Source organism: Plantactinospora veratri (genome assembly GCF_036421995.1).
In the GTDB taxonomy this organism is placed as follows: domain Bacteria; phylum Actinomycetota; class Actinomycetes; order Mycobacteriales; family Micromonosporaceae; genus Plantactinospora; species Plantactinospora veratri.
In genome coordinates this window covers 83430-105625 of sequence record NZ_JAZGQL010000037.1, presented here as the reverse complement: position 1 = coordinate 105625, position 22196 = coordinate 83430, and the positions used below count along the sequence as shown (strand labels likewise).

Annotated in this window: 21 protein-coding genes; 6 read left to right on the top strand and 15 right to left on the bottom strand. The window is 74.0% G+C overall.

The window, feature by feature from the left end; genetic code table 11:
• The first annotated feature begins 89 nt into the window (after window positions 1-89).
• The gene (asnB, locus tag V1634_RS33675) at window positions 90-2048 is read left to right on the top strand and encodes an asparagine synthase (glutamine-hydrolyzing) (RefSeq protein ID WP_331211668.1); all 1959 of its coding nucleotides are present in this window, start codon (window positions 90-92) and stop codon (window positions 2046-2048) included.
• 77 nt (window positions 2049-2125) lie between these two features.
• On the opposite strand, the gene V1634_RS33670 is transcribed toward asnB, so the two are convergent.
• Together V1634_RS33670 and V1634_RS33665 are read right to left on the bottom strand one after the other, a co-directional pair.
• A complete protein-coding gene (locus V1634_RS33670; protein ID WP_407951899.1) occupies window positions 2126-3223 on the bottom strand; it encodes a lytic polysaccharide monooxygenase auxiliary activity family 9 protein in 1098 nt (365 codons plus the stop codon).
• Window positions 3224-3627: 404 nt separating this feature from the next.
• The gene (locus V1634_RS33665; RefSeq protein WP_331211667.1) at window positions 3628-4002 is read right to left on the bottom strand and encodes a nuclear transport factor 2 family protein; all 375 of its coding nucleotides are present in this window, start codon (window positions 4000-4002) and stop codon (window positions 3628-3630) included.
• 129 nt (window positions 4003-4131) lie between these two features.
• Here V1634_RS33665 and V1634_RS33660 point away from each other — a divergent pair, with 129 nt between their 5' ends.
• Window positions 4132-5070, top strand: a complete 939-nt coding sequence (locus V1634_RS33660; protein ID WP_331211666.1) for a PfkB family carbohydrate kinase — start codon at window positions 4132-4134, stop codon at window positions 5068-5070.
• Window positions 5071-5117: 47 nt separating this feature from the next.
• On the opposite strand, the gene V1634_RS33655 is transcribed toward V1634_RS33660, so the two are convergent.
• The 5 genes from V1634_RS33655 to V1634_RS33635 all read right to left on the bottom strand — a co-directional run bounded on the left by V1634_RS33655 (window position 5118) and on the right by V1634_RS33635 (window position 10403).
• Window positions 5118-5960 carry an MBL fold metallo-hydrolase gene (locus V1634_RS33655; protein ID WP_407951898.1) on the bottom strand — a complete coding sequence of 281 codons (843 nt, stop codon included), beginning with the start codon at window positions 5958-5960 and terminating at the stop codon, window positions 5118-5120.
• Window positions 5957-6343 (bottom strand): thioesterase family protein, encoded by a 387-nt coding sequence (locus V1634_RS33650; protein WP_331211698.1) that lies wholly within the window; start codon window positions 6341-6343, stop codon window positions 5957-5959. Before V1634_RS33650 ends, V1634_RS33655 begins: the two co-directional genes overlap by 4 nt.
• Before the next feature lie 493 nt (window positions 6344-6836).
• Window positions 6837-9128 (bottom strand): FtsX-like permease family protein, encoded by a 2292-nt coding sequence (locus tag V1634_RS33645; protein ID WP_331211665.1) that lies wholly within the window; start codon window positions 9126-9128, stop codon window positions 6837-6839.
• Between the two features lie 43 nt (window positions 9129-9171).
• Entirely contained in the window at window positions 9172-9852 is a 681-nt protein-coding gene (locus V1634_RS33640; RefSeq protein WP_331211664.1) for an ABC transporter ATP-binding protein, read from the bottom strand.
• On the bottom strand, window positions 9849-10403 hold the full coding sequence (locus V1634_RS33635) for a PadR family transcriptional regulator (protein ID WP_331211663.1): 555 nt from the start codon (window positions 10401-10403) through the stop codon (window positions 9849-9851). Before V1634_RS33635 ends, V1634_RS33640 begins: the two co-directional genes overlap by 4 nt.
• A gap of 108 nt (window positions 10404-10511) precedes the next feature.
• Here V1634_RS33635 and V1634_RS33630 point away from each other — a divergent pair, with 108 nt between their 5' ends.
• The gene (locus tag V1634_RS33630) at window positions 10512-11642 is read left to right on the top strand and encodes a phosphatase PAP2 family protein (protein ID WP_331211662.1); all 1131 of its coding nucleotides are present in this window, start codon (window positions 10512-10514) and stop codon (window positions 11640-11642) included.
• Here V1634_RS33630 and V1634_RS33625 read toward each other — a convergent pair.
• The 3 genes from V1634_RS33625 to V1634_RS33615 all read right to left on the bottom strand — a co-directional run bounded on the left by V1634_RS33625 (window position 11626) and on the right by V1634_RS33615 (window position 13867).
• Window positions 11626-13023 carry a PH domain-containing protein gene (locus V1634_RS33625; protein ID WP_331211661.1) on the bottom strand — a complete coding sequence of 466 codons (1398 nt, stop codon included), beginning with the start codon at window positions 13021-13023 and terminating at the stop codon, window positions 11626-11628. The genes V1634_RS33630 and V1634_RS33625 overlap by 17 nt on opposite strands.
• On the bottom strand, window positions 13020-13499 hold the full coding sequence (locus V1634_RS33620) for a PH domain-containing protein (protein WP_331211697.1): 480 nt from the start codon (window positions 13497-13499) through the stop codon (window positions 13020-13022). The genes V1634_RS33625 and V1634_RS33620 overlap by 4 nt, the downstream gene beginning before the upstream one ends.
• 113 nt (window positions 13500-13612) lie before the next feature.
• Complete coding sequence (locus V1634_RS33615; protein WP_331211660.1) at window positions 13613-13867, bottom strand: hypothetical protein; 255 nt, start codon at window positions 13865-13867, stop codon at window positions 13613-13615.
• Between the two features lie 285 nt (window positions 13868-14152).
• Between V1634_RS33615 and V1634_RS33610 the strand changes: the two genes are divergently transcribed.
• From V1634_RS33610 to V1634_RS33600, 3 genes are read left to right on the top strand one after another with little or no spacing between them, the layout of a single operon-like run.
• Window positions 14153-15301, top strand: coding sequence for an AAA family ATPase (locus tag V1634_RS33610; RefSeq protein WP_331211659.1), 1149 nt, complete (start codon window positions 14153-14155; stop codon window positions 15299-15301).
• On the top strand, window positions 15298-16254 hold the full coding sequence (locus V1634_RS33605) for a DUF58 domain-containing protein (protein ID WP_331211658.1): 957 nt from the start codon (window positions 15298-15300) through the stop codon (window positions 16252-16254). Before V1634_RS33610 ends, V1634_RS33605 begins: the two co-directional genes overlap by 4 nt.
• Window positions 16251-17201 (top strand): VWA domain-containing protein, encoded by a 951-nt coding sequence (locus V1634_RS33600; protein WP_331211657.1) that lies wholly within the window; start codon window positions 16251-16253, stop codon window positions 17199-17201. The genes V1634_RS33605 and V1634_RS33600 overlap by 4 nt, the downstream gene beginning before the upstream one ends.
• Before the next feature lie 99 nt (window positions 17202-17300).
• Here the strand turns inward: V1634_RS33600 and V1634_RS33595 are convergent, their stop codons facing one another.
• The 5 genes from V1634_RS33595 to V1634_RS33575 all read right to left on the bottom strand — a co-directional run bounded on the left by V1634_RS33595 (window position 17301) and on the right by V1634_RS33575 (window position 22105).
• Window positions 17301-17432, bottom strand: a complete 132-nt coding sequence (locus V1634_RS33595; RefSeq protein WP_331211656.1) for a hypothetical protein — start codon at window positions 17430-17432, stop codon at window positions 17301-17303.
• A 382-nt stretch (window positions 17433-17814) separates the two neighbouring features.
• Window positions 17815-19065, bottom strand: coding sequence for an acyltransferase family protein (locus V1634_RS33590; RefSeq protein ID WP_331211655.1), 1251 nt, complete (start codon window positions 19063-19065; stop codon window positions 17815-17817).
• The gene (locus V1634_RS33585) at window positions 19062-20021 is read right to left on the bottom strand and encodes an alpha/beta hydrolase (RefSeq protein WP_331211654.1); all 960 of its coding nucleotides are present in this window, start codon (window positions 20019-20021) and stop codon (window positions 19062-19064) included. Before V1634_RS33585 ends, V1634_RS33590 begins: the two co-directional genes overlap by 4 nt.
• A 120-nt stretch (window positions 20022-20141) precedes the next feature.
• A complete protein-coding gene (locus V1634_RS33580) occupies window positions 20142-20807 on the bottom strand; it encodes a response regulator transcription factor (RefSeq protein WP_331211653.1) in 666 nt (221 codons plus the stop codon).
• Window positions 20804-22105, bottom strand: coding sequence for a sensor histidine kinase (locus tag V1634_RS33575; protein WP_331211652.1), 1302 nt, complete (start codon window positions 22103-22105; stop codon window positions 20804-20806). Before V1634_RS33575 ends, V1634_RS33580 begins: the two co-directional genes overlap by 4 nt.
• Window positions 22106-22196: the final 91 nt, after the last annotated feature.

Sequence of the window (22196 nt, the reverse complement as noted above, 5' to 3'; positions counted from 1 at the left end):
GGCGTGCCCCGACCGTACCGTGCCCGGACCGGTCGGTCTCGGTGGCGGTGCCGGCACAGCGGACGGGTCCGCGTGGAAAGATGACCGCCATGTGCGGACTCCTGGCCTTCTTCAGCGCGCACGGCAACGCCGGCGCACACCGAGACGCCCTGGCCGGTGCGTTGGAATGCCTGCACCACCGGGGACCGGACGAGACCGGCGTAGAGGTGATTTCCACTCCGGAGGGGTACACCGACGCCGTTTTCGCGCACAAACGGCTCTCGATCATCGACGTGGCGTCCAGCCACGAGCCGCTGCCGTACGCGGGCGGGCGCTACCTGCTGACCTTCAACGGCGAGATCTACAACTACATCGAGCTGCGCGAGGAGCTGGCCCGGGACTACGGCGCCCAGTTCGCCACCGCCGGGGACGGCGAGGTGATCGTCGCCGGCTTCCACTACTGGGGCGAACAGGTGCTCACCCGGCTGCGCGGGATGTTCGCCTTCGTGATCTGGGACCGGCAGCAGCGCCGCGCCTTCGGCGCCCGGGACTACTTCGGGATCAAGCCGCTGCACTACCTCCAGACCCGGGACGGGGTCTACCTCGCCTCGGAGAAGAAGGCGCTGCTGCCGTTCGCGCCGTCGGCGCACGCCGGTGACGCCGGGGTGGACACCGCCAACCTGTCGCACTACCTGACGTTGCAGTACGTCCCCGAGCCCGGCACCCTGCACCAGGGGATCAACCGGATCGGTTCCGGGGAATACCTGACCTGGAGCCCGGGCCGGCAGATCGAGGTGCGCCGCTGGTACCGGCCGGTGTTCCGGCCCGCTCCGGTGCAGGAGCCGCAGAAGCTCTACGACCGGATCCGGGAGACGCTGCGGGAGAGCGTCCGGATGCACATGCGGGCCGACGTGCCGGTCGGCTGCTTCCTCTCCAGCGGCATCGACTCGACCGCGGTGGTGGCGCTGGCCCGCGAGTTCAACCCCAACATCCTCACCTTCACCGTCGGCTACGACGTGCCCGGCTACTCCGAGATCGAGGTGGCCCAGGACTCGGCCCGGCATCTCGGGGTCACCACCATCCCGACCAAGATCGGTCCCCGGGACATGATGGAGGCGCTGCCGAAGATCGTCTGGCACCTGGACGACCCGGTCGCCGACCCGGCCCTGGTGCCGCTCTACTTCGTCGCGAAGAAGGCCGCCGAGCACGTCACGGTGGTGCTCTCCGGCGAGGGCGCGGACGAGTTCTTCGGCGGGTACACGATCTATCGGGAGCCGCTCTCGCTCGGCACGGTCAACGGCCTGCCCGGCGGGGTGCAGAAGGGGCTGCGGGCGGTCTCCAAGGCGATCCCGCAGGGGGTCAAGGGGAAGAGCTTCCTGGAGCGCGGCACCACCCCGATCGAGCAGCGCTACTACGGCAACGCCCGGATGTTCACCGAGGAGGAGAAGCAGAAGCTGCTCCGCCGCTACGACCCGGCCGTCCGCTACACCGACGTCACCGCGCCGATCTACGCCGAGTGCACCGAGCTGGACGACGTGACCAAGATGCAGTACGTCGACCTCTACACCTGGCTGCGCGGCGACATCCTGGTCAAGGCGGACCGGATCTCGATGGCGCACTCGCTGGAGGTGCGGGTGCCCTTCCTCGACCGGGAGGTCTTCGAGGTCGCCGCCGGCATCCCGGTGGACCTGAAGCTGCCGCCCCGCTCCGACGCCACGAAGTGGGCGATGCGCCAGGCGTTGCAGGGTGTGGTGCCGCCGGCCATCGTCAACCGGCGCAAGCTCGGCTTCCCGACCCCGACCCGGGTCTGGCTGGCCGGCGAGATGTACGAGTGGGCCCGGCACATCTTCTCGATCTCCGGCGCCGGTGAGCTGCTCGACCTGTCGTACGCGATGCGGCTGCTCGACGAGCACCAGCGGGGCGAGGCCGACCACTCCCGCAAGATCTGGACCGTGCTGATCTTCTGTGTCTGGCACGCCATCTTCGTGGCGCGCACCCTGGACCCGGGCATCCAGCGCAACCAGTCGGCGCTGCTCACCAAGCCGGTGGTCGGCTCGATGGTGCGCTGACCACCCTGTCGACTCCGGAAGCGGACAGCGAACGGGCCCGGCGCCGCCGACGCCGGGCCCGTTGCGTGGTGCGGTGGTTACGAGCTGGTGCAGGTCAGCGTCGGGGCACCGCTGGTGTTGCCGCTGCCGACGAAACCGAAGGTGGCGCTCGCACCCGGGGCGAGGCTGCCGTTGTGGGCGACGTTCCGCACGGTCACCGTACTTCCGCTCTGGGTGTGCGTGCCGTTCCACAGGCTGCCGATGGTCTCGCCGTTCGCCCAGGTCCAGCCGGCCGTCCAGCCGCCCAGCGTGGCGGTGCCGCTGTTCCGCACCGTCACCTCGGCCTGGAAGCCACCGCTCCAGCTACCGGTCGACCGGTACGTCGCGGTGCAGGCGCCGGTGCCCGGGTTGTTGGTGGGCGGGTTCGTCGGGTTGCCGGTGGGCGGGTTGGTGGGGTTGCCGGTCGGCGGGTTGGTCGGGTTGCCGCCGCCCGGGCCGGTCCCGGTGACCTCGCCGTTGCCGCCGTCGAAGACCACGTCGGAGCAGCCGAAGAAGTTCTCCTGGCTGTCCGAGCGGACCCAGCGGGAGTAGATGATGTGCCGGCCGCTCTTGCCGGTCGGCAGCCGTCCGCTGAAGTAGTAGTGGCCCTCGTTGCTGCCGACCGCGCCCTGCTGCGGCGGGTTGGTCACCGTCAGGAACGGCGTCGCCTCCAGGTCACTCCAGTTCAGCGCCCGGGTCGGGCTGAAGCCGTCCCGGGTCACGTAGAAGTAGAACGTGCCGGGGTGGTGGGCCCAGTTGCTGTACTTGAAGTTGAAGTTGCCACCGGCGGTCAGGTGGGTCAGCGGCCAGTCGTTGCGGGCCAGGTTGTAACCGCTGAAGCTGCTGTTGCCGCCGCTGCAGAGCTGCCCGTCCGGGACGAAGCCGGTGGTCCGGCCACCCGCGTCCGACCGGAGCACGCTGAACCAGTTGTAGAGCGAGTTGGCCCCGCTCTGCGCGACCGCGGCCGCGCAGGCCGGGTTGTTGGGCCTGATGTCGCCCTGCGGGCTGAGCCCGTCCTTCCAACAGAGGAAGGTACGGCTGCCGGGCGCCATGGCGGCACCGTGTGCCGCGACCGGGCTGGGGTTGACCACCGTGATGACACCGGCGGTGAGCGCGGCCACGGCGCCGAGTACCGCGATTCTGCGTAGACGTTTCACCGAGTTCTCCTTTGGGGGGCAGTGTCGCAGCGGGTAACCGACGCTGCGGACGACCTGCGGGGGACCCGCGACACGGCGGGCGCCCGCTTCCGACACTGGTTGCGATGTCGCCGGTCCGCCCCGCCAGAGGTGGTGGGCTGGTATCTGCCGGATGGCAGACGGGCGACACGGCGCACAGTCCGATCACGGATGTGTGCCCTTCGCGTGGCCCCTTGCCGGCACCCGGCACAGCGCGTCAGCCCCCGCACTGGCTCGGTACGGGCAATCGCATCACGGAACCCGACGCCGAGGCAATAGGAATCTCTCGATGAAAAGTTTCCAGGCGGATTGACGGGCGTCGGGGTCGGACGTCCGGCCGACCCCGGCTCGGCCGGTGAGCCCGGTACCGCGCGGCCGGGCGGGGGTCAGTACCGCTCGGTCAGGTGCTCCCGGCCGGTCGGCGGATCGTACGGCTCCGGCCAGAACTCGGTGATCCGGACGATCAGCCCGGCGTCGTCGAACTCGAAGAAGGAGAGCGCCGGCAGTTCCTCGCCCTGGTAACCGACCCGGACCCAGGAGGCCGCGTGCGCGCCCTCGCCGACCACCCGCTCGACGCTCACGTGCCAGTCGCCGGGATATTCGATGTTGAACCGGAGGAACGCCGCGCGGCCGAGGATGCGCTCCCGGGTCTGCGGCAGGTCGTAGACCACGTCCTCGGCGAGCAGCCGGCCGACCCGCTCCCAGGCCCGCCCCTCGCACGCTGCCCAGTACTCCGAAACGATCTCGTGCGCTTCCGTCATGGCGCCGGAGTCTGCCCGGTGGGTACGACGGGATCGGCGGTATGCCAGGGTCAGGGGACACACCGGAACTCGCCGGTGCCGGCCCGCCCTGGGGCGGCACGGACGGCGGTGCGGGTCGGGAGGGTTCGGATGGGATACGCGGTGGTGCTCGGCGAGGCCCTCGTCGACCTGCTCGACGGCGAGTACGACGGGCAGCCCGTCTACCGGCAGGCGATCGGCGGGGCACCGCTGAACGTGGCCGTCGGGGCGGCCCGGCTCGGTGCCGAGGTGGAGTTCGCCGGCTCGCTCGGCGACGACGTACTCGCCGGGCGGATCGCCGACTTCCTGGCCGGCGCCGGGGTCGGCCGGCGGGGCGTGGTGGTCCGCGCCGTGCCGACCGCGCTGGCGGTGGCCACCTTCGCCGGGGCGGAACCCGACTTCCGGTTCTACGGCGAGCCGCTCTCCTACGGGCTGCTCGGGCCGGAGGATCTCGACGTACCCCTGGTCGAGGGCGCCTCGGTGCTCTACGCCGGCTCGATCGTGCTGCTCTGCCCGCCGGTGCTGGCCGCCGCCCGGCGGGCCTGGACGCTCGCCACCGGCCTGCGGGTCTTCGACCCGAACGTCCGCCCCCGGCTGCTGCCGGACGAGGCCGCGGTGGCCGGGCTCCGGGCCGTGGTGGCCGAGTTCGTCGCCTCCGCCGACCTGGTGAAACTGAGCCTGGCCGACGCGGAGGTGCTCTACGGCGACACCGTCCCCGAGGCCGCCGCCGGACGGCTGCACGACCTCGGCGCCGGCACCGTCGTGGTCACCCTCGGCCCGCGCGGCGCGCTGGTCTCGACCGCCGCCGGCACCGCCGGGGTACGCCTGCCGGCGCCGGTGGTCGACGCCGTGGACGCGACCGGCGCGGGCGACTCGGTGATGGCGGCCCTGATCGCCGACCTGCTCGCCGACGGGCTCCCGACCGACCCGGCCGGCTGGTCCGACCGGGTCGGCTACGCGCTCCGGGTCGCCGGACTGGTCTGCGAGTCCCCGGGCGGTGCGGTCTCGATGCCGACCCGGGCGCAGGTCGCCCGCCGCTTCCCCGACTGATCCACCCTGGGTGGGTCAGTCGGCCCACCAGGTGGATCGGCGGCTGGTCAGCCGTCGCCGCGCAGTTCGGCGTACCCGCGCTGGACGGCGGCGAGGCCGGCCTCCGGGCCGAACGGCGTGCGCTGGGCGACCCGCTCGGCGGGAGCCCGGTCCGCGTCCCCGTTGCGGATCAGCCAGCTCATCGTGGCCAGGTCGTCGTGCTGCACCCGGACGAACTCGGTGTCGACCACCGTGCCGTGCCCGGGAACCACCACGCTGCCCGGGGTGAGCAGGCGCAGCAGCGCGGCGACGGTCTCCACCCACTCCAGCGGGAAGGCGTCCTCGAAGGCCGGCGGGCCGCTCTGCTCGATCAGGTCCCCGGCGACCACCACGTCGGCGTCCGGCACCTGCACCACGAGGTCACCCTCGGTGTGCCCCCGGCCGAGGTGCCGCAGCAGCACCGCCCGGCCGCCGACGTCGACGGTGGCCTCCTGGCGTACCGGGTGGGTGGGGGCGAGCACCGTGGTCCGGGCCAGCTCGGCGGCGAGCCCGGGATCGGCCGGCAACACCTCGTCGTACGCCTGCCGGCGCACCAGCGCGGGCTGTTCGGTCAGCAGCCGGGCGGTCTCGGAGTGGGCGTAGATCGGCACCTGACCGTCGGCGGCCAGCGTCGCGTTGCCGAAACAGTGGTCGAAGTGGTGGTGCGTGTTGACCACGACCAGCGGGTCGGCGGTGAGCCTCCGAACGGCGGAGAGCAGCTCGGCGGCCTGGCCGGCCGTGGAGAGGGTGTCCACCACCAGCGCCGCGCCGTCGCCGACCACCAGGGTCACGTTGACGTCGAGCAGCGCCTGGCGCAGCACGTACACCCGGTCGGCGATCTCGGTGAAGGCGACGCCCACGGTGGTGGTCATGCCGTACCCTGCTGCGCCCGCTCGACGAAGCGGTGCCGGTCCACCAGGACCCGCTCCACCCGGCCCTCGGCCACCGTCGTGGCGCCCTCGGTGACGGCCACCTCGAAGAGCAGCCGCCGCCCGTCGACCTTGGCCAGCCGGGCCTGCGCCACGGCGGTCCGGCCGACCGGGGTCGGCACCCGGTGGTCGAGTTCGACCCGCATCCCGACGGTGGTCATCCCGGCCGGCAACCGGCTGGCGGTGGCGGCGACGGTGGCCGCCTCGGCCAGCGCCAGCACCCGGGGCGTTCCGAGCACCGGCACGTCGCCGGAGCCGACCGCCTGCGCGGTGTCGACGTCGGTGACGGTCAGCTCGACCCGGGCGGTCAGGCCCGGCGGAAACACGTTCTGTGGCGCGGCTGCGGCTGCGCGTGACGCGGGTGCGGCCGCGCTGACCTGCGGTTGCGTCGAACCGTCCGACGCCGACTCCGGCACCTGTCCGGCCGGGTGTTCCTGATCCATCAGCAAAGCGTAGATGTTCGGCCGACCCCTGACGCCGACACGCGACGACACGCCGGACGACTGTCGGACAGTCCACAGCCGGCCCGCTCCCCGGACCGTCATGACCGTAAGTGACCAGGCGTTCCTGGCTGGTGCTCCCGGACGAAGGTGCCCCGCTGCGGCAGCTCGACAGTCTGTGTGGCAGGCACCGCCGACTCCGCCCGACGACCCCGGGCCCGGTCCGGCAGCGCCGTCGCGCGAAGTGGCCGCAGTGCGCTGCGTACCCCTGGCGGGCCCGAGGAGGTGCGGTGCCGGCGGCCCGCCGGTAAGAGCGACCCAGCCGGTATCCGGGGTCGAACCCCCCCGGATACCGGCTGCCCCCGATCGCCTCGCCCGGTCAGGGCCGGCGGAGCTGTTCGGCGGTGATCCGCTGCGTCAGCCAGGCCGGTACGGCGATCAGCACCACCCCGACCACCAACGCACCGCCGGCCAGCCAGAGCGTCGGGGCGAGCCGGTCGAGCACCCGGGTCTCGTCGAGGTCGAAGAGGCCGGCCAGGACGAGTGCGATGGTGATCGTGGCCAGGCTGGCCAGGCCGAGCCCGATCATCAGCGGCAGGGTGCCGAACCCGACCTCTCCGGCGGTGATGGTGCGCGGACTCGTGCCGACCACGGCCAGCGTCGCGTTGTCGCGGCGCCGTTCCACGGTCCGGTCGATCGCGGCGGCGGCGAACGCACCGATGCCGAGGACGAAGCTCAGGGTGAGCCCGACGACCAGCAGTGTCACCAGGAGTTCCGCGTCGAAACCGCGCCGCGCGCCGAGGTCGCCGCCGAGATAGCCGCTCGGCACCTGGGCGGCCAGCACCTGGGCGGCCCGGTCGGCGGTGGCCGGATCGCTCGCCACCAGCTGCACCGAGGAGGAGGGCGGGACGTCCAGCGTGGCGGCGACCGGTGCCTGCCGGGTGATCAGCATCGGTCCGCCCATCCCGACGTCGAACCGCATCCGCGCGTGCAGGATCTGCTCCGGCACCGGTATCCGGGTCCCGCTCTGCGTGACCACCTCGGCGCCGGGCTGCGGCAGCGGTGCCCCGCCGAGAAAGGACTCGTGCACCAGCCGGTAGGTCCGGCCGTCCACACACGATTCCCCGGCGGCGAGCGCGAACATGCCGGTGAAGTCGGCACAGTCGCCGAGCATCAGGAAGTCCCGCTTGCCGGAGACGGTCGCCGGCACGCCGACCAGGTCGACGATCTGCACGCCGGGGACCTGCCGCAGCTCGGCGGTGGGGAGCGGCCCCGGGCCGCGGACCGCGTACATCCGGCGTCCGTCCGGGTCGTTGGTCGGGCTGAGGCCACGGTCCTCGGCGAACAGGCCGATGCCGAGCGAGCCCACCCCGGCCACGTAGATCATCACGGTGAAGGCGGCGACCAGCCGGGGTGCCACCCCCGGCGCGTGCCGCAGCCGGGCGGCGGCCAGTTCCAGCCAGACCGGGGTACCCGGCAGCCGGGCGACCAGCGCGGCGGCGGCGTACCCGAGGGTGGGCAGGGCGAGTGGCAGGGCCAGCCCGGTGAACAGCATCGAGCCGGCGAAGATCAGTGCGTCCCGCTGGGTGGGTTCGTGCCGACCGGACCAGCCGGCCAACACCGCCCCGCCCAGCCCGGCCAGCAGCGGCAGTACCCGCCAGAGGCCGGGGCGGGCGGCGGGTGCGTCCCGGCGTACCGACAACGGATTGACCCGGGCCGGTCGGGTGGCGAGTACGCCGATGGCGACCGCGTACGCCACCGTCGCCGCGACCATGCCGACCATCACCGGCACCGGTACGCCGAGGTCGGCGGCATACCAGCGCAGCCGGCCGATCCGCCAGCCCTCCGACAGCGGGGCGAGGATCGCGAAGCCGGCCAGCCCGAGCAGCGCGCCGCCGAGCGTGACCACGCCGGTCTCCACCGCGTTGACCAGGGTCGCCTGCCGGGCCGAGACGCCGAGCAGCCGCAGCGCGGCGATCCGGCGGTCCCGGGTGGAGGCGGAGAGCCGCGCACAGGTGGCCAGGAAGACGCCGAACGGGACGAGCACGAAGAGCCCGAAGGCACCGGCCAGGATCCGGGCCGGGGTGAAGACATCGGGTCCGGCGCCCAGCCCGAGGGCGTAGCCCAGTGGTTGCCCGAAGCCGGTCACCGGCCAGTTCTCGTCGAGCATCCGGTCCTCCGGTGCCACCGGTGCGCTCGGCGCGCCGACGTAGGCCAGCAGTTCGTCCGGGGCGAGCAGCCCGGCCGGGCCGACCGTGCCGATCACCCGCTGCGGCAGCCGGTTGGCCGCGCGTGGGTCGGTGGCGATCAGGTCGCGCAGGGCCGGTGACACCACCATCTCCCCGGGCGCGGGCAGCACGGCCACCCCGGGCGGGCGCGGGCTGGTCGCGTCGCCGCCCATCACGGCGGTACGCCGGAGCACCCGGCCGCCGACCACGTCCTCGATGTCGTAGATCCGCAGTGCCGACGGGCCGGCCGGCTTCTCCTCCCGGACCGGGGTGCGTGCCTCGGCCCGCTCGTGCTGCGCCCCGGCGACCGAGACCGTGGCCAGCGACCCCAGCACCAGCAGTACGCCGAGCGTCGCCCCCGACGACATCAACGCGGTACGCAGCAGCCCGCCCCGCCCGGAGCCGATCGACAGCCGCAGCCCGAGCCAGATCCACCGCCTCATGACGTCGCGCCTTCCGTCCGCTTCGACGAGCCGCCCGGCCGGCTCACGCGGCCACCCGCCCGTCGCGCAGGAAGACCGTCCGGTCCGCGTACGCCGCTACCCGGGCCTCGTGGGTGACGATCACGACCGCGCTGCCCTCCTTGCGGGCCAGCCCGGTCAGCGCGTCCAGCACCACCTCGCCGGCCGCGCTGTCCAGCGCCCCGGTCGGCTCGTCAGCGAAGATCACCGACGGCCGGTGTGCGAGTGCCCGGGCGACGGCGGCCCGCTGTGCCTCGCCGCCGGAGACCTGCCCCGGGCGCCGGTCGGCCAGTTCGGCGACGGCCAGGTGCCCGAGCAGTTCGGCGCCCCGGCGCCGGGCCTCGGCCCGGGGACGGCCGAGCAGTCGCAGCGGCAGCTCGACGTTCTCCCGCAGGGACAGTTCCGGCACCAGGTCGCCGAACTGGAGCACGAAGCCGAACGAGCGGAGCCGCAGGCTGCTGCGCCGGCTGTCGGGGAGGTTGTCGATGCGCTGCTCGGCGAGGCGTACCTCGCCGTGCTCGGGGCGGAGGATGCCGGCGAGCACGTGCAGCAGGGTCGACTTGCCGGAGCCGGACGGCCCCATGATGGCGACGATCTCGCCGGGGGAGATGGTCACGTCGGCGCGGTCGAGCGCGACGGTCCGGCCGAACCGGACGGCCAGGTTGCTGCCCCGGAGGGTCATCCTGCTGTCCTGGAGGGTGGTCATCGGGACTCCTTCTCCGCGTCGTCGACGCGGGACACCAGCGCGGCCAGCCGGGCGAGCCGGGCGACGGCGCCGTCGATCCACTTGAGGTCGGCATCGAGGTGGTACATCTCGAAGTCGGCGTCGAGCTGGGTGAGCAGGTCGCCGGCCTGCCGCTGGGCGCGCAGCTCGCGCATCCGGGCCAGATGCGCCTGCCGCTGCCGGTCGAGCATCGGTTCGGCCGGCCGGCCGCTGGATAGCGCGATCAGCACCTTGGCGAAGAGCACCCGGCGGCTGCCGGTCACCTCGGGCACCTCCGGCTCGTCGAGCCAGCGGTCGAGTTCGCCGACGCCCGCCTCGGTGATCGCGTAGAGCCGGCGGTCCGGGCCGACCCCGCTGGCCACCCCGGTGAGGTCGATCAGCCCGTCCCGGTCCAGCCGGCCGAGGGTGGCGTAGACCTGCGCCGACTTGAGCGGGCGGCTGTTGCCGAACCACTCGTCGTAGCGGCGCCGCAGCACGTAGCCGTGTTGGGACCTCGGTTCGAGGAGGCCGAGCAGGATCCGGGAAACCGACATGGCGCGGACACTAGCAACTGAGTTGCTAAGCTAGCAAGCGAGTTGCTAGTGGCGGCGCCGTCGTCCCTCCCGGAGTTCGTCGTACCGGCGCCGTTAACCTGGACGGCGATGCTCGTTACCGTCACCGACACCCCGCCCGCGCCGCCGCCCGGTCCGGCATCCCCGGATGGCCGGCGCCGCCGGTTCGTCGCAATGTCGATCTGGGGGGTGGCCTTCGTCGCCGCCTGGCTGCTGATCGGCCTGCCCACCGACCCGCTGTACGCCTTCGCCTGGCTCTGGGCCGCCACCATCGCCTGGCGCAGTGACCGTCCCTGGCGGACACATCTGGGCTTCGCCCGGGACTGGCTTCCGGTGGTGGTGCTGCTCGCCCTCTACAACCTCTCCCGGGGGTTCGCCGACAACGGGGCGACGCCACACGCCTACGAGCTGATCGTCGCCGACCGGTGGATGTTCGGCTGGGCGATGGACGGCCAGGTCCCCACGGTCTGGCTGCAACAGCACCTCTACGACCCGGACGGCATCCACTGGTGGGACGTCGGCGTGAGCTGGGTCTACTTCTCGCACTTCGTGGTCACCCTGACCGCCGCGGTGGTGCTCTGGCTGCGCTCCCGGGCCCGCTGGGCGGAGTTCATGCGCCGCTGGGGCTTCCTCTGCGCCAGCGGCCTGGTCACCTACTTCATCTACCCGGCCGCCCCGCCCTGGTGGGCCGCGCAGTACGGGATGTTGGAGGACGTGGCCCGGATCTCCACCCGGGGCTGGCGGGAGTTCGGCATGCACGGCGCCGGCAACCTGCTCAACGCCGGTCAGATCGCCTCCAACCCGGTCGCCGCGATGCCGTCGCTGCACACCGCCTGGGCGCTCTTCGTGGTGGTCTTCTTCCTCGGCGCCACCCGGCGACGCTGGTGGCCGCTGCTGCTCTGCTATCCGCTGGCGATGACCTTCACCCTGGTCTACGCGGGCGAGCACTACGTGATCGACGTACTGGTCGGCTGGGCGTACGTCGGGTTGACCTTCCTGGTCGTCGGGCTCGCCGAGCGCTGGTGGGCGGCGCGCAAGGCCCGCCGCCGGCCGTCCGAACCCGATCCGTCCGGTGCGGCGACCTCCACCGCCGGCACCGGGGACGGGCCGGCGGTGGAGAGCGCCCCGAAGGCCAGGACCGGCGTCGAGGACGGGCCGGAGACCGACGCCGGCCCGGAGTCCGGGCCCGCGCCGGAGCGGACGGTCAGCGCGGGTCGCTGAGCCGGGCGGCCCGGGCCCGGGCGGTCAGTTCGGCCGCCAGCGCCCACGCCTCGTGCAGGTCCCGGTCCCGGGCGGCGGCAGCGGGCCCACCGGCGGTGTCCGCGTACACGGTGGCCAGTCGCAGCCGCCGCTGGAGCGGCCCCTGCACCACCCGTACGCTCTGGATCCGGGCGTACGGCACGACGAGGAGTTCCCGGGTCAGCAGTCCGGAGCGGACCGCGAAGACCCGGGCGGAGAGTCCGGCGCCGAGCGCGGTACGGGCCAGCGGGTGCACCCAGCGGGCCCGGGCCGGCGGCGGGGTGAGGGTGCCGGTGATCGCCACCCCGGGCAGGATCTCCGCCATGATCATCTGTGCGGTGGCCAGGTCGCCGACCGGCAGGAGCCGGTCCGGATGGCTCCGGTCGTCCAGTTCACCGCTGGCGAACCCGGCGACCGAAAGCCGCATCCGCAGCCACCCCTTCATCCGCCAGAGCAGCGGCCAGGTGACCCCGATCGCCTGGAGCCGGTCCAGCGGTACGGTCTGGGCCCGGGTCTCCAGCAGGCCGTGCCGGACCCGGAGCGCGGCGTCGTCCCGGGCCAGCCGGAAGCTCCAGTCGTCCAGCACCCGCCGGATCGGTTGCAGCACCACCCCGGCCATCGCGGTCAGGGTGCTGGCGACCGCGATGAACGACCAGGAGCCCTCGGTGAAGAACTGGACCAGCACGAAGGCGACGCCGAACGGCAGCAGGAACGCCTGCGGGGTGAGGAGCTGGCTGACCAGCAGGTCGCGGTTGGCGACCGCGTGCAGGTGCCGGCCGATCGGAGGCTCGACGGCGCCGACCATCCCGGGCAGGCCGGAGACGCCGGGCTGACCCGGCACCGGCACACCGGGCTGCCCGGCCGGGGTCGTGCCGGGAGCGGCCCCGGGCACCTCGGCCGGGCCGGACGGCGCCCGGCCGGCCAGCACCAGCAGGCGCTCCCGCAGGGCCACCGCGTCGGCCACCGTGACGTACGCCAGCGGCGCCTCCGTCTTGCCGCCGCCGACCACCTCCAGCCGCAGCTCGGCGAGCCCGCTGAGCTGGGCCAGCAGCGGCCGGACCACCTCCACGGACTGCAACCGCTCCAGCGGGATCGCCCGGGTACGCCGCCACAGCAGACCCTCGTGGATCCGCAGTTCCCGCCCGACCACGTGGTAGCCGGTGTTGTACCAACTGACCACCGAGAGGGCGAGGGCGCCGACCAGCAACACCGCTACCAGCAGGGCGAAGAAGCCGAGGCCGACCCGGGACAGCGTCGACCAGGAGAGCGCGGCGACGATCACCACCAGTGACTTCGCCCCGTGCAGCAGCGGACTCAGCGGGTGCAGCCGCTGCCGGGGCTCGGCGACCCCCTCGGCAGTCACAGACCCTCCGCCCGGTCCTCGCCGAGGGCGGTGAGCCGGTCGCGCAGCCGGGACGCCTCCGCCGGGCGCAGCCCGGGCACCCGGGCGTCGCTCGCGGCGGCGGCGGTGTGCAGTTGCACGGTGGCCAGGTCGAAGGCGCGCTCCAGCGGCCCGGCGGTCACGTCGACGAACTGCATCCGGGCGTACGGCACGATCGACAGCCGCCGGACCAGCAGGCCGTGCCGGACCAGCAGGTCGTGGTCGCGTTCGGCGTACCCCCAGGCGCGTACGGCCCGGACGATCACCGCCAGCCGCCAGAGGGTCAGCATCACCACCACGCCGAGGGCGAGACCGAACAACCAGTGACCGGTGAGCACGAGGCCGATCGCGGCACCGGCGGCGAGGGCCAGCATGCCGATCCCGAGCCGGAGCGCCTCCACCTTTATCAGGTCCGTGGAGACCGGCTGCCAACGTACGGTCTCCGGCCACGGCTCCAGTGGGTCCGTCGGCCCGGTCGCGGACGGCCCGGCCGCCGGCTCGCCGGTCGACTCCGGGTCGTGCCCGCCTCGGTCGTCATCGCCGGGCCCGCTTCGCTCGCCGCCTCGCTCGCTCACGTGTCGAGCGTAGGCGATCCTCCGGCGGGTGCTACCTCGCGAAGGAACCCGCGCGCGCCGAGGAAGTCGCCGAGCGACTGCCGGTGCTCCACACAGGCGAGCCAGGTCTTGCGCCGCTCCGGGGTGTGCAGCCGGGGATTGTTCCAGCGCAACGCCCAGGCGGCGGGTGCCCGACAGCCCCGCGCCGAGCAGATCCGGGGCGGACTGTCGGCCGGCGGGGAACTGCCGGCGGCTGGGGACCCTTCGCTCACGGCGGCGATTCTACGGTGCGGCACGGCCGGGCCCGAGGGAAGAGATCGCCGGGCGGCCACGGGGGGAGCCGCCCGGCGATTCGCGCCATCGTACACAGAGAAAACCCCTCTATGTCTACCCACCATCGACCGTTTTCCGGATTGCGCGTCTTGGCGAGGCGCAAATGCGCGGGATGGAGCCGCAAATCCGGTTCTCCCTTCGCGGTCTGTTCGGCGGACGTGCGACGCTTGGGGACGTCGGCCCGCGCCGACCCGTTGATCCCGTGACCCTGCTGTGGAGGACCGGTGGCCCAGCCGACGACGCCCGACACCCCGACCCCGCCCGACGTCGGCGGTGCCGTCCCGACCGTGGGGAGCACCCCGGCCGAGGACGCCACCCTGCTGGAACGCGCCCTCTTCGAGGTCAAGCGGGTCATCGTCGGGCAGGACCGGATGGTGGAGCGGATGTTCGTCGCCCTGCTGGCCCGGGGGCACTGCCTGCTCGAAGGGGTGCCGGGGGTGGCCAAGACGCTCGCGGTGGAGACCCTGGCCCGGGTGGTCGGCGGCACCTTCGCCCGGGTGCAGTTCACCCCGGACCTGGTGCCCGCGGACATCGTCGGTACCCGGATCTACCGGCAGTCGAGCGAGAAGTTCGACGTCGAACTCGGGCCGGTCTTCGTGAACTTCCTCCTCGCCGACGAGGTCAACCGGGCGCCGGCCAAGGTGCAGTCGGCGCTGCTGGAGGTGATGTCCGAGCAGCAGGTGTCGATCGGCGGGCAGACCCACCGGGTGCCGAACCCGTTCCTGGTGATGGCCACCCAGAACCCGATCGAGCAGGAGGGCGTCTATCCGCTGCCCGAGGCGCAGCGGGACCGCTTCCTGATGAAGATCCTCGTCGGCTATCCCACGGACGCCGAGGAGCGCGAGATCGTCTACCGGATGGGCGTCAGCCCCCCCGAGCCGTCGTCGGTCTTCACCCCGCTCGAACTCGTCGGCCTGCAACAGAAGGCCGACAAGGTCTTCGTGCACAACGCCCTGGTCGACTACGCCGTACGCCTGGTGCTGGCGACCCGGGCTCCGGCCGAGCACGGGATGCCGGACGTGGCCCAGCTCATCCAGTACGGTGCCAGCCCGCGCGCCTCGCTCGGCATCGTCCGGGCCACCCGGGCACTCGCCCTGCTGCGCGGCCGCGACTACGCGCTGCCGCAGGACGTCCAGGACATCGCCCCGGACATCCTCCGGCACCGGCTGGTGCTCAGCTATGACGCGTTGGCCGACAACATCCCCGCCGACCACGTGGTCGACCGGGTGATGTCCACCATCCCGCTGCCCTCGGTCGCACCCCGGCAGAACGCCACCCCCGCCCCGCCGACCGGTCCGGGGGGACTCGGCCTCGGTCCCGCGTCCGGGGTGCCGGCGGCCGGCTCGGCGTGGCCCGGGCGCCCGCCGGCATGACGTCGGCGACCGACGGCGGTCCGGCCCGGGCCGAGGCCGTACTCTCCCGGTTGCAGTTGCTGGTCACCCGCAAACTCGACGGGCTGCTCCAGGGTGACTACCTCGGACTGCTGCCGGGGCCCGGCACCGAGGCGGGGGAGTCCCGGGAGTACCGCCCCGGCGACGACGTACGCCGGATGGACTGGCCGGTGACGGCCCGGACGACCGTGCCGCACGTCCGGCGTACGGTCGCCGACCGGGAACTGGAGACCTGGCTCGCGGTGGACCTCTCGGCCAGCCTCGACTTCGGCACCGGCCGCTGGCTCAAGCGGGAACTCGTGATCGCGGCGGCGGCGGCGATCACCCACCTGACCGTGCGCGGCGGCAACCGGATCGGTGCGGTGATCGGCACCGGTCCGCCCCCCGGCGGCGGGACGGGGTCGCTCTCCACCCCGCCGGGGGTGCTGCGGCTGCCGGCCCGACCCGGCCGCAAGGAGGCGCAGGGGCTGCTCCGGGCCGTCGCCGGCACGCCGACCCGGCCCGGACGCACCGACCTCGGTCTGCTGGTGGACGCGCTCAACCGGCCGCCCCGGCGCCGGGGGATGGCCGTGGTGATCTCCGACTTCCTGGCCCCGCCGGAGCAGTGGGGACGTCCGGTACGCAAACTCGGGGTCCGGCACGAGGTGCTCGCCGTCGAGGTCGTCGACCCGAGGGAACTGGAACTGCCGGACGTCGGGGTGCTGCCCGTCGTGGACCCCGAGACCGGTGAGCTGCACGAGGTGCAGACCGCCGATCCACGGCTGCGGCGCCGTTACGCCGCCGCGGCGGCCGCCCAGCGCGCCGCCATCGCCCACGAGCTGCGGGCCGCCGGAGCGGCGCACCTGCGGCTGCGTACCGACTCCGACTGGCTGCTGGACATGGTGCGCTTCGTCGCAGCGCAGCGGCACGCCCGTACCCGGGGGACGACACGATGATCCGTTTTCTGCAACCGTGGTGGCTGCTCGCCGTGCTGCCCGTGCTGCTGCTCGCCGGGGCGTACGTCTGGCGGCAACTGCACCGCCGCACGTACGCGATGCGGTTCACCAACGTCGAGCTGCTGCGTACCCTCGCGCCGAAGGGGATCGGCTGGCGCCGGCACGCCGCGGCCGGGGTGATGTTGCTCAGCCTGCTGATCCTGGCCACCGGGATGGCCCGGCCGGCGATCGACACCAAGGAGCCGCTGGAGCGGGCCACCATCATGCTGGCGATCGACGTGTCGCTGTCGATGGAGGCCGACGACGTGGCGCCGAACCGGCTGGAGGCGGCCCAGGAGGCGGCGAAGCAGTTCGTCGCGGAGCTGCCGCCGAGCTACAACCTCGGGCTGGTCGCCTTCGCCAAGTCCGCCAACGTGCTGGTGCCGCCGGGCAAGGACCGTCCGGCGGTGACCCAGGCCATCGAGGGGCTGGTGCTGGCCGAGGCGACCGCGACCGGCGAGGCGGTCTTCACCTGCCTGGAGGCGATCCGGTCGGTGCCGGCGGACGGCGCCCAGGGTATCCCGCCGGCCCGGATCGTGCTGCTCTCCGACGGCTACCGCACCTCGGGCCGCTCGATCGAGGAGGCCGGCGCGGCGGCGCAGGCCGCGAACGTGCCGGTCTCGACCATCGCGTTCGGCACCGACTCGGGTCAGGTCGACATCGGCGGCCAGGTGCAGCGGGTACCGGTCGACCGGCTGGCCCTGGCCGAGTTGGCCGAGACCACGCAGGGCTTCTTCTACGAGGCGGCCTCGGTCACCGAGCTGAAGCAGGTCTACCAGGACATGGGCAGCTCGATCGGGTTCCGCACCGAGGCCCGGGAGATCACCCAGTGGTACGCGGGGATCGCGCTGCTCTTCGCGCTCTGTGCGGCGGGACTGAGCCTGCTCTGGACGTCCCGCCTGGTGTGACGGCGGTCGTCACGCGGGTGGTGGTCGTCATGGAGCCGACGGTCGGCCCGGGGGCGACCGTCGGCCCGGGCGTGGCGGTAGTCGCGGGGGTGGCGGTCGTCACGGGGTCGCGCGGACCAGGATGAAGACCAGCACGACCCAGGCGGCGGCGAGGGTGAAGCCCAGCGGGGCGACGTAACGCTGCATGATTCTGCTCTCCGGGTGGCGACTGGAGACGTCCTGCGGCGGCACGGGGCCGCGCGGGAGCGCCTCGGGGATCAGTGGGCGCGCACACGAAGTCGTGACCGGGTAGCTCCACACATCTCGGCTCGGCGACAGCCATCGGAATACGCACGGCCGGACGGCACGCCGGCAGAGGCCGGAGCGGTCCGGGGATGCGGTGTGGAGCGGAACTGGGTCAGTCGGCGGGAGACGTCACGGCTCAGGCGGACTGACCAAGGACCCGGCCACGACTGGGAGGATCGCTATTTCGCACAGCGATCACCTCCATCTGTCGACCGGACCTCGAACGTGAGTCATCGTACACCCGCGGGGCCCGGTGGCCGCAGTCGGCATCCGGCCCCCGCGGGTGTCGGCTCCCCGACCGTGCCGGCCGGGAAGGCGGCTCCGTTGATCACTGTACGTAACGGTCCGGGCCGCCCCGGGACCTCCCGGACTCCGCTTCGCCGCCGTCGCGGGTACCCCGCGGCCGGTCGCCGCCGACCCGTCCGACCAGTACGGCCAGGACCAGGAGCAGCAGCGGCAGCCAGGCCAGCCGGGCGGCGACCCAGCCGGGGCCGTCCGGCGCCGTGTGCAGTCCGGGTACGGCACCGGCGCCGGCCAGCCGGGCCGCGAGCGCGGCCAGTGCGGTCACCCCGAGCAGGGTGCTCTGGTGCCACAGGTAGACGCTGATCGCCACGGTGTTGAGCCGGTTCACCGGGGCCCACCGGGCGGGCCGGGCCAGCGCCCGGCCCAGCGCCGGCCGGAGCAGCAGCGCCGCGCCGACCTGCGCCAGCGCCAGGCAGACCGCGAAGAGCGACGGCGGGTCCAGGTTGGACATCCCCTCCCCGGGGACCCCGACCGCGCTGAGCGGATAGCCCGCCCAGCCCAGCCCGGCCATCCCGGCCGCACCGGCCAGCAGCAGCCCGCCGGCGGTCCACCGGCCGCCCAGCCGCCCGTCGGCGAGGCACATCCCGAGCAGGTACGGCAGCAGCCAGCCGGCCAGCACCGCGACCGGTACCCGCCATGCCCCGTCCCCGGGCAGCGGCACCGGCCAGCCCGACGTGTCCCCGATCCGCCCCGCCAGGTCGCTGAGCGTGACCAACGCCACGGCCGGTACGGCGAGCCGGAGCGGCCCGTACCGGTCCAGCGCCCGGGCCAGCGGCGCGGTCGAGGCGATCAGCACCACCAGCGGCAGCAGGAACCACAGAGGACTGACCACCAGGGTGGCGGCGGTACGCAGTGTCCCCGCCGGGGTGCCGAGCAGGGCCGCGGCGGCCAGTACCGCCAGCCAGCCGCCGAGCAGCAGCAGTACCGGCCGACCCAGCCGACCGAGCCGCCGACGCAGCCACGGCCCCGGATCCAGCCCCCGGGCCGTCGCCGAGCGGAGTGACCGGGCCGAGGCGTATCCGCTGACGAAGAAGAACAGCCCGAGCGTCTGGAACAGCCAGCTCACCGGCACCAGGGCCGGCATCGCGGCCAGCGGGCTGGCGGTGCGCAGCGCACCGTCCGGGTCGAGTACCAGGGCGGTGACCAGCCAGTGCCCGAAGACCACCCCGGCGATCGCGTACGCCCGCAGCCCGTCGACGCCCCGGTCCCGGCCGCCGTCCGTCGGCACCCGGTGCGGCGCCGTGCTCCCGGTCCGCCGCCGTTCGAGGAGGCTCATCGGACGGTCACCGCCGCCCCGCCGGCCGGCTGCCGGCCGACCCCGGCCTCCGGGACGTCGCCTCCGGCGGCACCGAGCGTGACCAGGGCGGTCGCGTGCAGCGTCCGGCTGCCCGGCACCAGGTAGCCGTCGTGGCCGCGCACCCCGTCCACCGGCAGCGGCCGGGCCCCGAACTCCGGTGCGGCCGGCCGGACGCCGTGCCCGAAGCCGAGCAGCCGCACCGGGGGCAGCCGGCGGATCCAGTCGTCCGGCGCCTCGGCCGCCCAGACCCGGGCGTCGGTGCCCAGTTCGGCCGCCCGGTCCACGCCCGTGCCGATTCCGGCCAGCGTCACCAGGTCGGTCACCTGCGGCGGCACCCGGGACGCGGCCAGCCCGACCACCAGCGCGCCGTAGCTGTGCCCGATCAGCGTCACCGCCGCGCCGGGGCGGTGCCGGGCCAGCGTCCGGGTCAGCTCGACCAGGGCATCCGCCCCGGCCTGCGCGTGCTCGGCGCGGGCCGCCGCCCGGCCCAGCCCGTTCGGCGGGTCGTAGCCGAGCCAGGCCAGCACCGCCACCCGGGCGCCGGGCCGGAGGGCGCGGGCCTCGTCGTAGAGGGCGCGGGCCCCGACGGCCGGGGCGCGTCGGCGTACCCCACCCAGGCCACGGTCGAAGTCCCGCAACGTGCTGTCCACCCCGGGCACCAGCACCGCGATCCGGTCGGCGGTGCCGAGGTCGCCGGAGACCTCCACGGCCAGCCCGTCACCGCGCGGGTCGAACGCCAGGAAGGACCGGCCGGCGGCCGCCCAATCGGCGTACGGCGCACCGGCCGCCCGCATCGCCGCCGCCACCGCCGGGTACGCCTCGACGAACCCGACCCGCGCCACCGCCACCTCGCCCGCCCCGGCCGGCGGCGGCGCCATCAGCCCCAGCGCGAGCAGGCCGGCCACCACCCCCCGTACCGCCGGTCGCCACAGCATCCCGAACTCCCTCCGATCGCCTTCGGAGCAGAGAATGCGTGCTCGGAGGGGGCCGGCGCGTCACGCCACGGGACGGCTTCCGGCGGCCTACCCGGGGACTACGGCGGGGCTACCGGGGCACTAGTCGCCGGCCGCGACCAGCCCGGACTCGTACGCGACGACCACCGCCTGGGCCCGGTCGCGCAGGTCGAGCTTGCTCAGGATCCGCCCGACGTGGGTCTTCACGGTCTGTTCCGCGACCACCAGCTCGGCGGCGATCTCGCCGTTGGAGCGCCCCCGGGCGATCAGCCGCAGCACCTCGGTCTCCCGGGGGGTGAGCCCGGCCAGGCTGGTCGGGCGGGGCCGGTCCCGGCCGGGCCGGGCGGCGAACTCGGCGATCAGCCGGCGGGTCACCGCCGGGGCGAGCAGCGCGTCGCCGGCCGCGACCACCCGGACCGCGTGCACCAGGTCGGCCGCCGGGGCGTCCTTGAGCAGGAAGCCGCTGGCACCGGCCCGCAGCGCCTCGTAGACGTAGTCGTCGAGGTCGAACGTGGTCAGGATGAGGACCCGGGGCCGGTCCGCGTCCGGCCGGTCGCCGAGAAGCTGCCGGGTCGCGGCCAGGCCGTCCAGCACCGGCATCCGGACGTCCATCAGCACCACGTCCGGGTCGAGCCGGCGGGCCGCGGTGACCGCGTCGGCACCGTTCGCCGCGTCGCCGACCACCAGCAGGTCGGGCTGGGCCGCCAGCAGCGCCCCGAAGCCCTGCCGGACCATCGCCTGGTCGTCGGCGATCAGCACCCGGATCATCGGGGCGTACCCGCGTCGGGCTCGGCGGCCGGCTCCGGGGCGTACGGCAGGTGCGCGGTGACCGCGTACCCCTGGTCGTCGGTCGGGCCGGCCCGCAACCGGCCGCCGAGCAGCCGGACCCGCTCCCGCATCCCGGTCAGCCCGTGCCCGGCGGGACCGGCGGCGTTCCCCGGCCGGCCGGCGCCGGGCCCGGCCGGGTCGTTCCAGACGCCGATGACCAGCGCCCGGTCGTCCGCGTCCACCGAGACCCGCACGGCCGTCCCGGGCGCGTGCCGGGCCGCGTTCGCCAGGGCCTCCTGGATGATCCGGTACCCGGCCAGCCCGACCGCCTCCGGCACCGCCCGGCGTTGCTCCGGCTCCGGACCGGTGGCGACCGTCACCGACATCCCGGCCCGGCGGGCCGCCTCGACCAGCTCCGGTACGTCGGCCAGCCCCGGCTGCGGGGCGGTCTGCGGTGCCGCCGACTCGCTGCGGAGTACCCCGAGCAGCCGGCGCATGTCGGTGAGCGCCTCCCGGGCCGACCCGGCGATCGCGGTGAACTCGTCGCGGGCCGGCTCGGGCAGCTCGCCCAGCCGGTACGGCGCGGTCTCCGCCTGCACGGCGATCATCGACATGTGGTGCGCGACGACGTCGTGCATCTCCCGGGCGATCCGGGTCCGTTCCTCCAGCACCGCCCGGCGGGCCTGCTCCAGCTCGCTGCGTTCGGCCTGCTCGGCGAGGGCCCGCTGGCTCTGCCGGCGCCGCCGCACCTGGTCGCCGACGAGCAGGATGGCCAGGAAGAGGATTGCCACGCCGTGCGCGTTCGCCTTCGTCGGCACGAAGAGGTACGCCGGCAGCACGCTGAGCAGCCCCGCCCAGGTGGCGACTCCCACGCTGGTCCGGGCGGCCAGCACCAGCAGGACGAAGAGGAAGACGACGATCTGGACCGGGCTCCACGGCCAGGACTCCTCCGGCACGGCGTCGATCACGCCGAGGTAGAGCAGCGGGTAGCCGAGCCGCCAGGCGAACAGCGGGCGGAACGGGGCCAGCACCGCCGGCAGGGTCCCGCCGACGGCGAGCGGGATCGCCACCCATTCCGGCAGGTCCCGGGTGTCGGTCAGGTACTGGATGCCGGCGATGGTGACGCCGACCAGGACGAAGATCAGCAGCGGTGCCAGGAACGGCCGGGCGCCCTGCCACACCCGCTGCCACCTGCCGGGCGGGCCGGTCGGCGGGGTCAGCGGAAAGTCCGCCCCGATCAGCAGCCGGCGCAGGTCGTCCCGGGCCATGCGTAGCGCCCCAGCGGTGCCGTTCTCCATCAACGGCAGGGTACGGGTGCCAGCTCCGCCCCGTCGTCACCCCGTGGCGGGATCCCGCCGGTAGTACCTGGGTAGCACCCCACCCGGGTTA

Excerpts from the sequence above, each read along its gene's own strand:
- V1634_RS33630 (WP_331211662.1), top strand. The coding sequence starts at position 10,512 with ATGCTCGTTACCGTCACCGACACCCCGCCCGCGCCGCCGCCCGGTCCG.
- V1634_RS33660 (WP_331211666.1), top strand. The coding sequence starts at position 4,132 with ATGGGATACGCGGTGGTGCTCGGCGAGGCCCTCGTCGACCTGCTCGAC.
- V1634_RS33590 (WP_331211655.1), bottom strand. The coding sequence starts at position 19,065 with ATGAGCCTCCTCGAACGGCGGCGGACCGGGAGCACGGCGCCGCACCGG.
- V1634_RS33605 (WP_331211658.1), top strand. The coding sequence starts at position 15,298 with ATGACGTCGGCGACCGACGGCGGTCCGGCCCGGGCCGAGGCCGTACTC.
- V1634_RS33655 (WP_407951898.1), bottom strand. The coding sequence starts at position 5,960 with ATGACCACCACCGTGGGCGTCGCCTTCACCGAGATCGCCGACCGGGTG.
- V1634_RS33585 (WP_331211654.1), bottom strand. The coding sequence starts at position 20,021 with ATGCTGTGGCGACCGGCGGTACGGGGGGTGGTGGCCGGCCTGCTCGCG.
- V1634_RS33665 (WP_331211667.1), bottom strand. The coding sequence starts at position 4,002 with ATGACGGAAGCGCACGAGATCGTTTCGGAGTACTGGGCAGCGTGCGAG.
- V1634_RS33645 (WP_331211665.1), bottom strand. The coding sequence starts at position 9,128 with ATGAGGCGGTGGATCTGGCTCGGGCTGCGGCTGTCGATCGGCTCCGGG.
- V1634_RS33635 (WP_331211663.1), bottom strand. The coding sequence starts at position 10,403 with ATGTCGGTTTCCCGGATCCTGCTCGGCCTCCTCGAACCGAGGTCCCAA.
- V1634_RS33580 (WP_331211653.1), bottom strand. The coding sequence starts at position 20,807 with ATGATCCGGGTGCTGATCGCCGACGACCAGGCGATGGTCCGGCAGGGC.
- asnB (WP_331211668.1), top strand. The coding sequence starts at position 90 with ATGTGCGGACTCCTGGCCTTCTTCAGCGCGCACGGCAACGCCGGCGCA.
- V1634_RS33640 (WP_331211664.1), bottom strand. The coding sequence starts at position 9,852 with ATGACCACCCTCCAGGACAGCAGGATGACCCTCCGGGGCAGCAACCTG.
- V1634_RS33575 (WP_331211652.1), bottom strand. The coding sequence starts at position 22,105 with ATGGAGAACGGCACCGCTGGGGCGCTACGCATGGCCCGGGACGACCTG.
- V1634_RS33600 (WP_331211657.1), top strand. The coding sequence starts at position 16,251 with ATGATCCGTTTTCTGCAACCGTGGTGGCTGCTCGCCGTGCTGCCCGTG.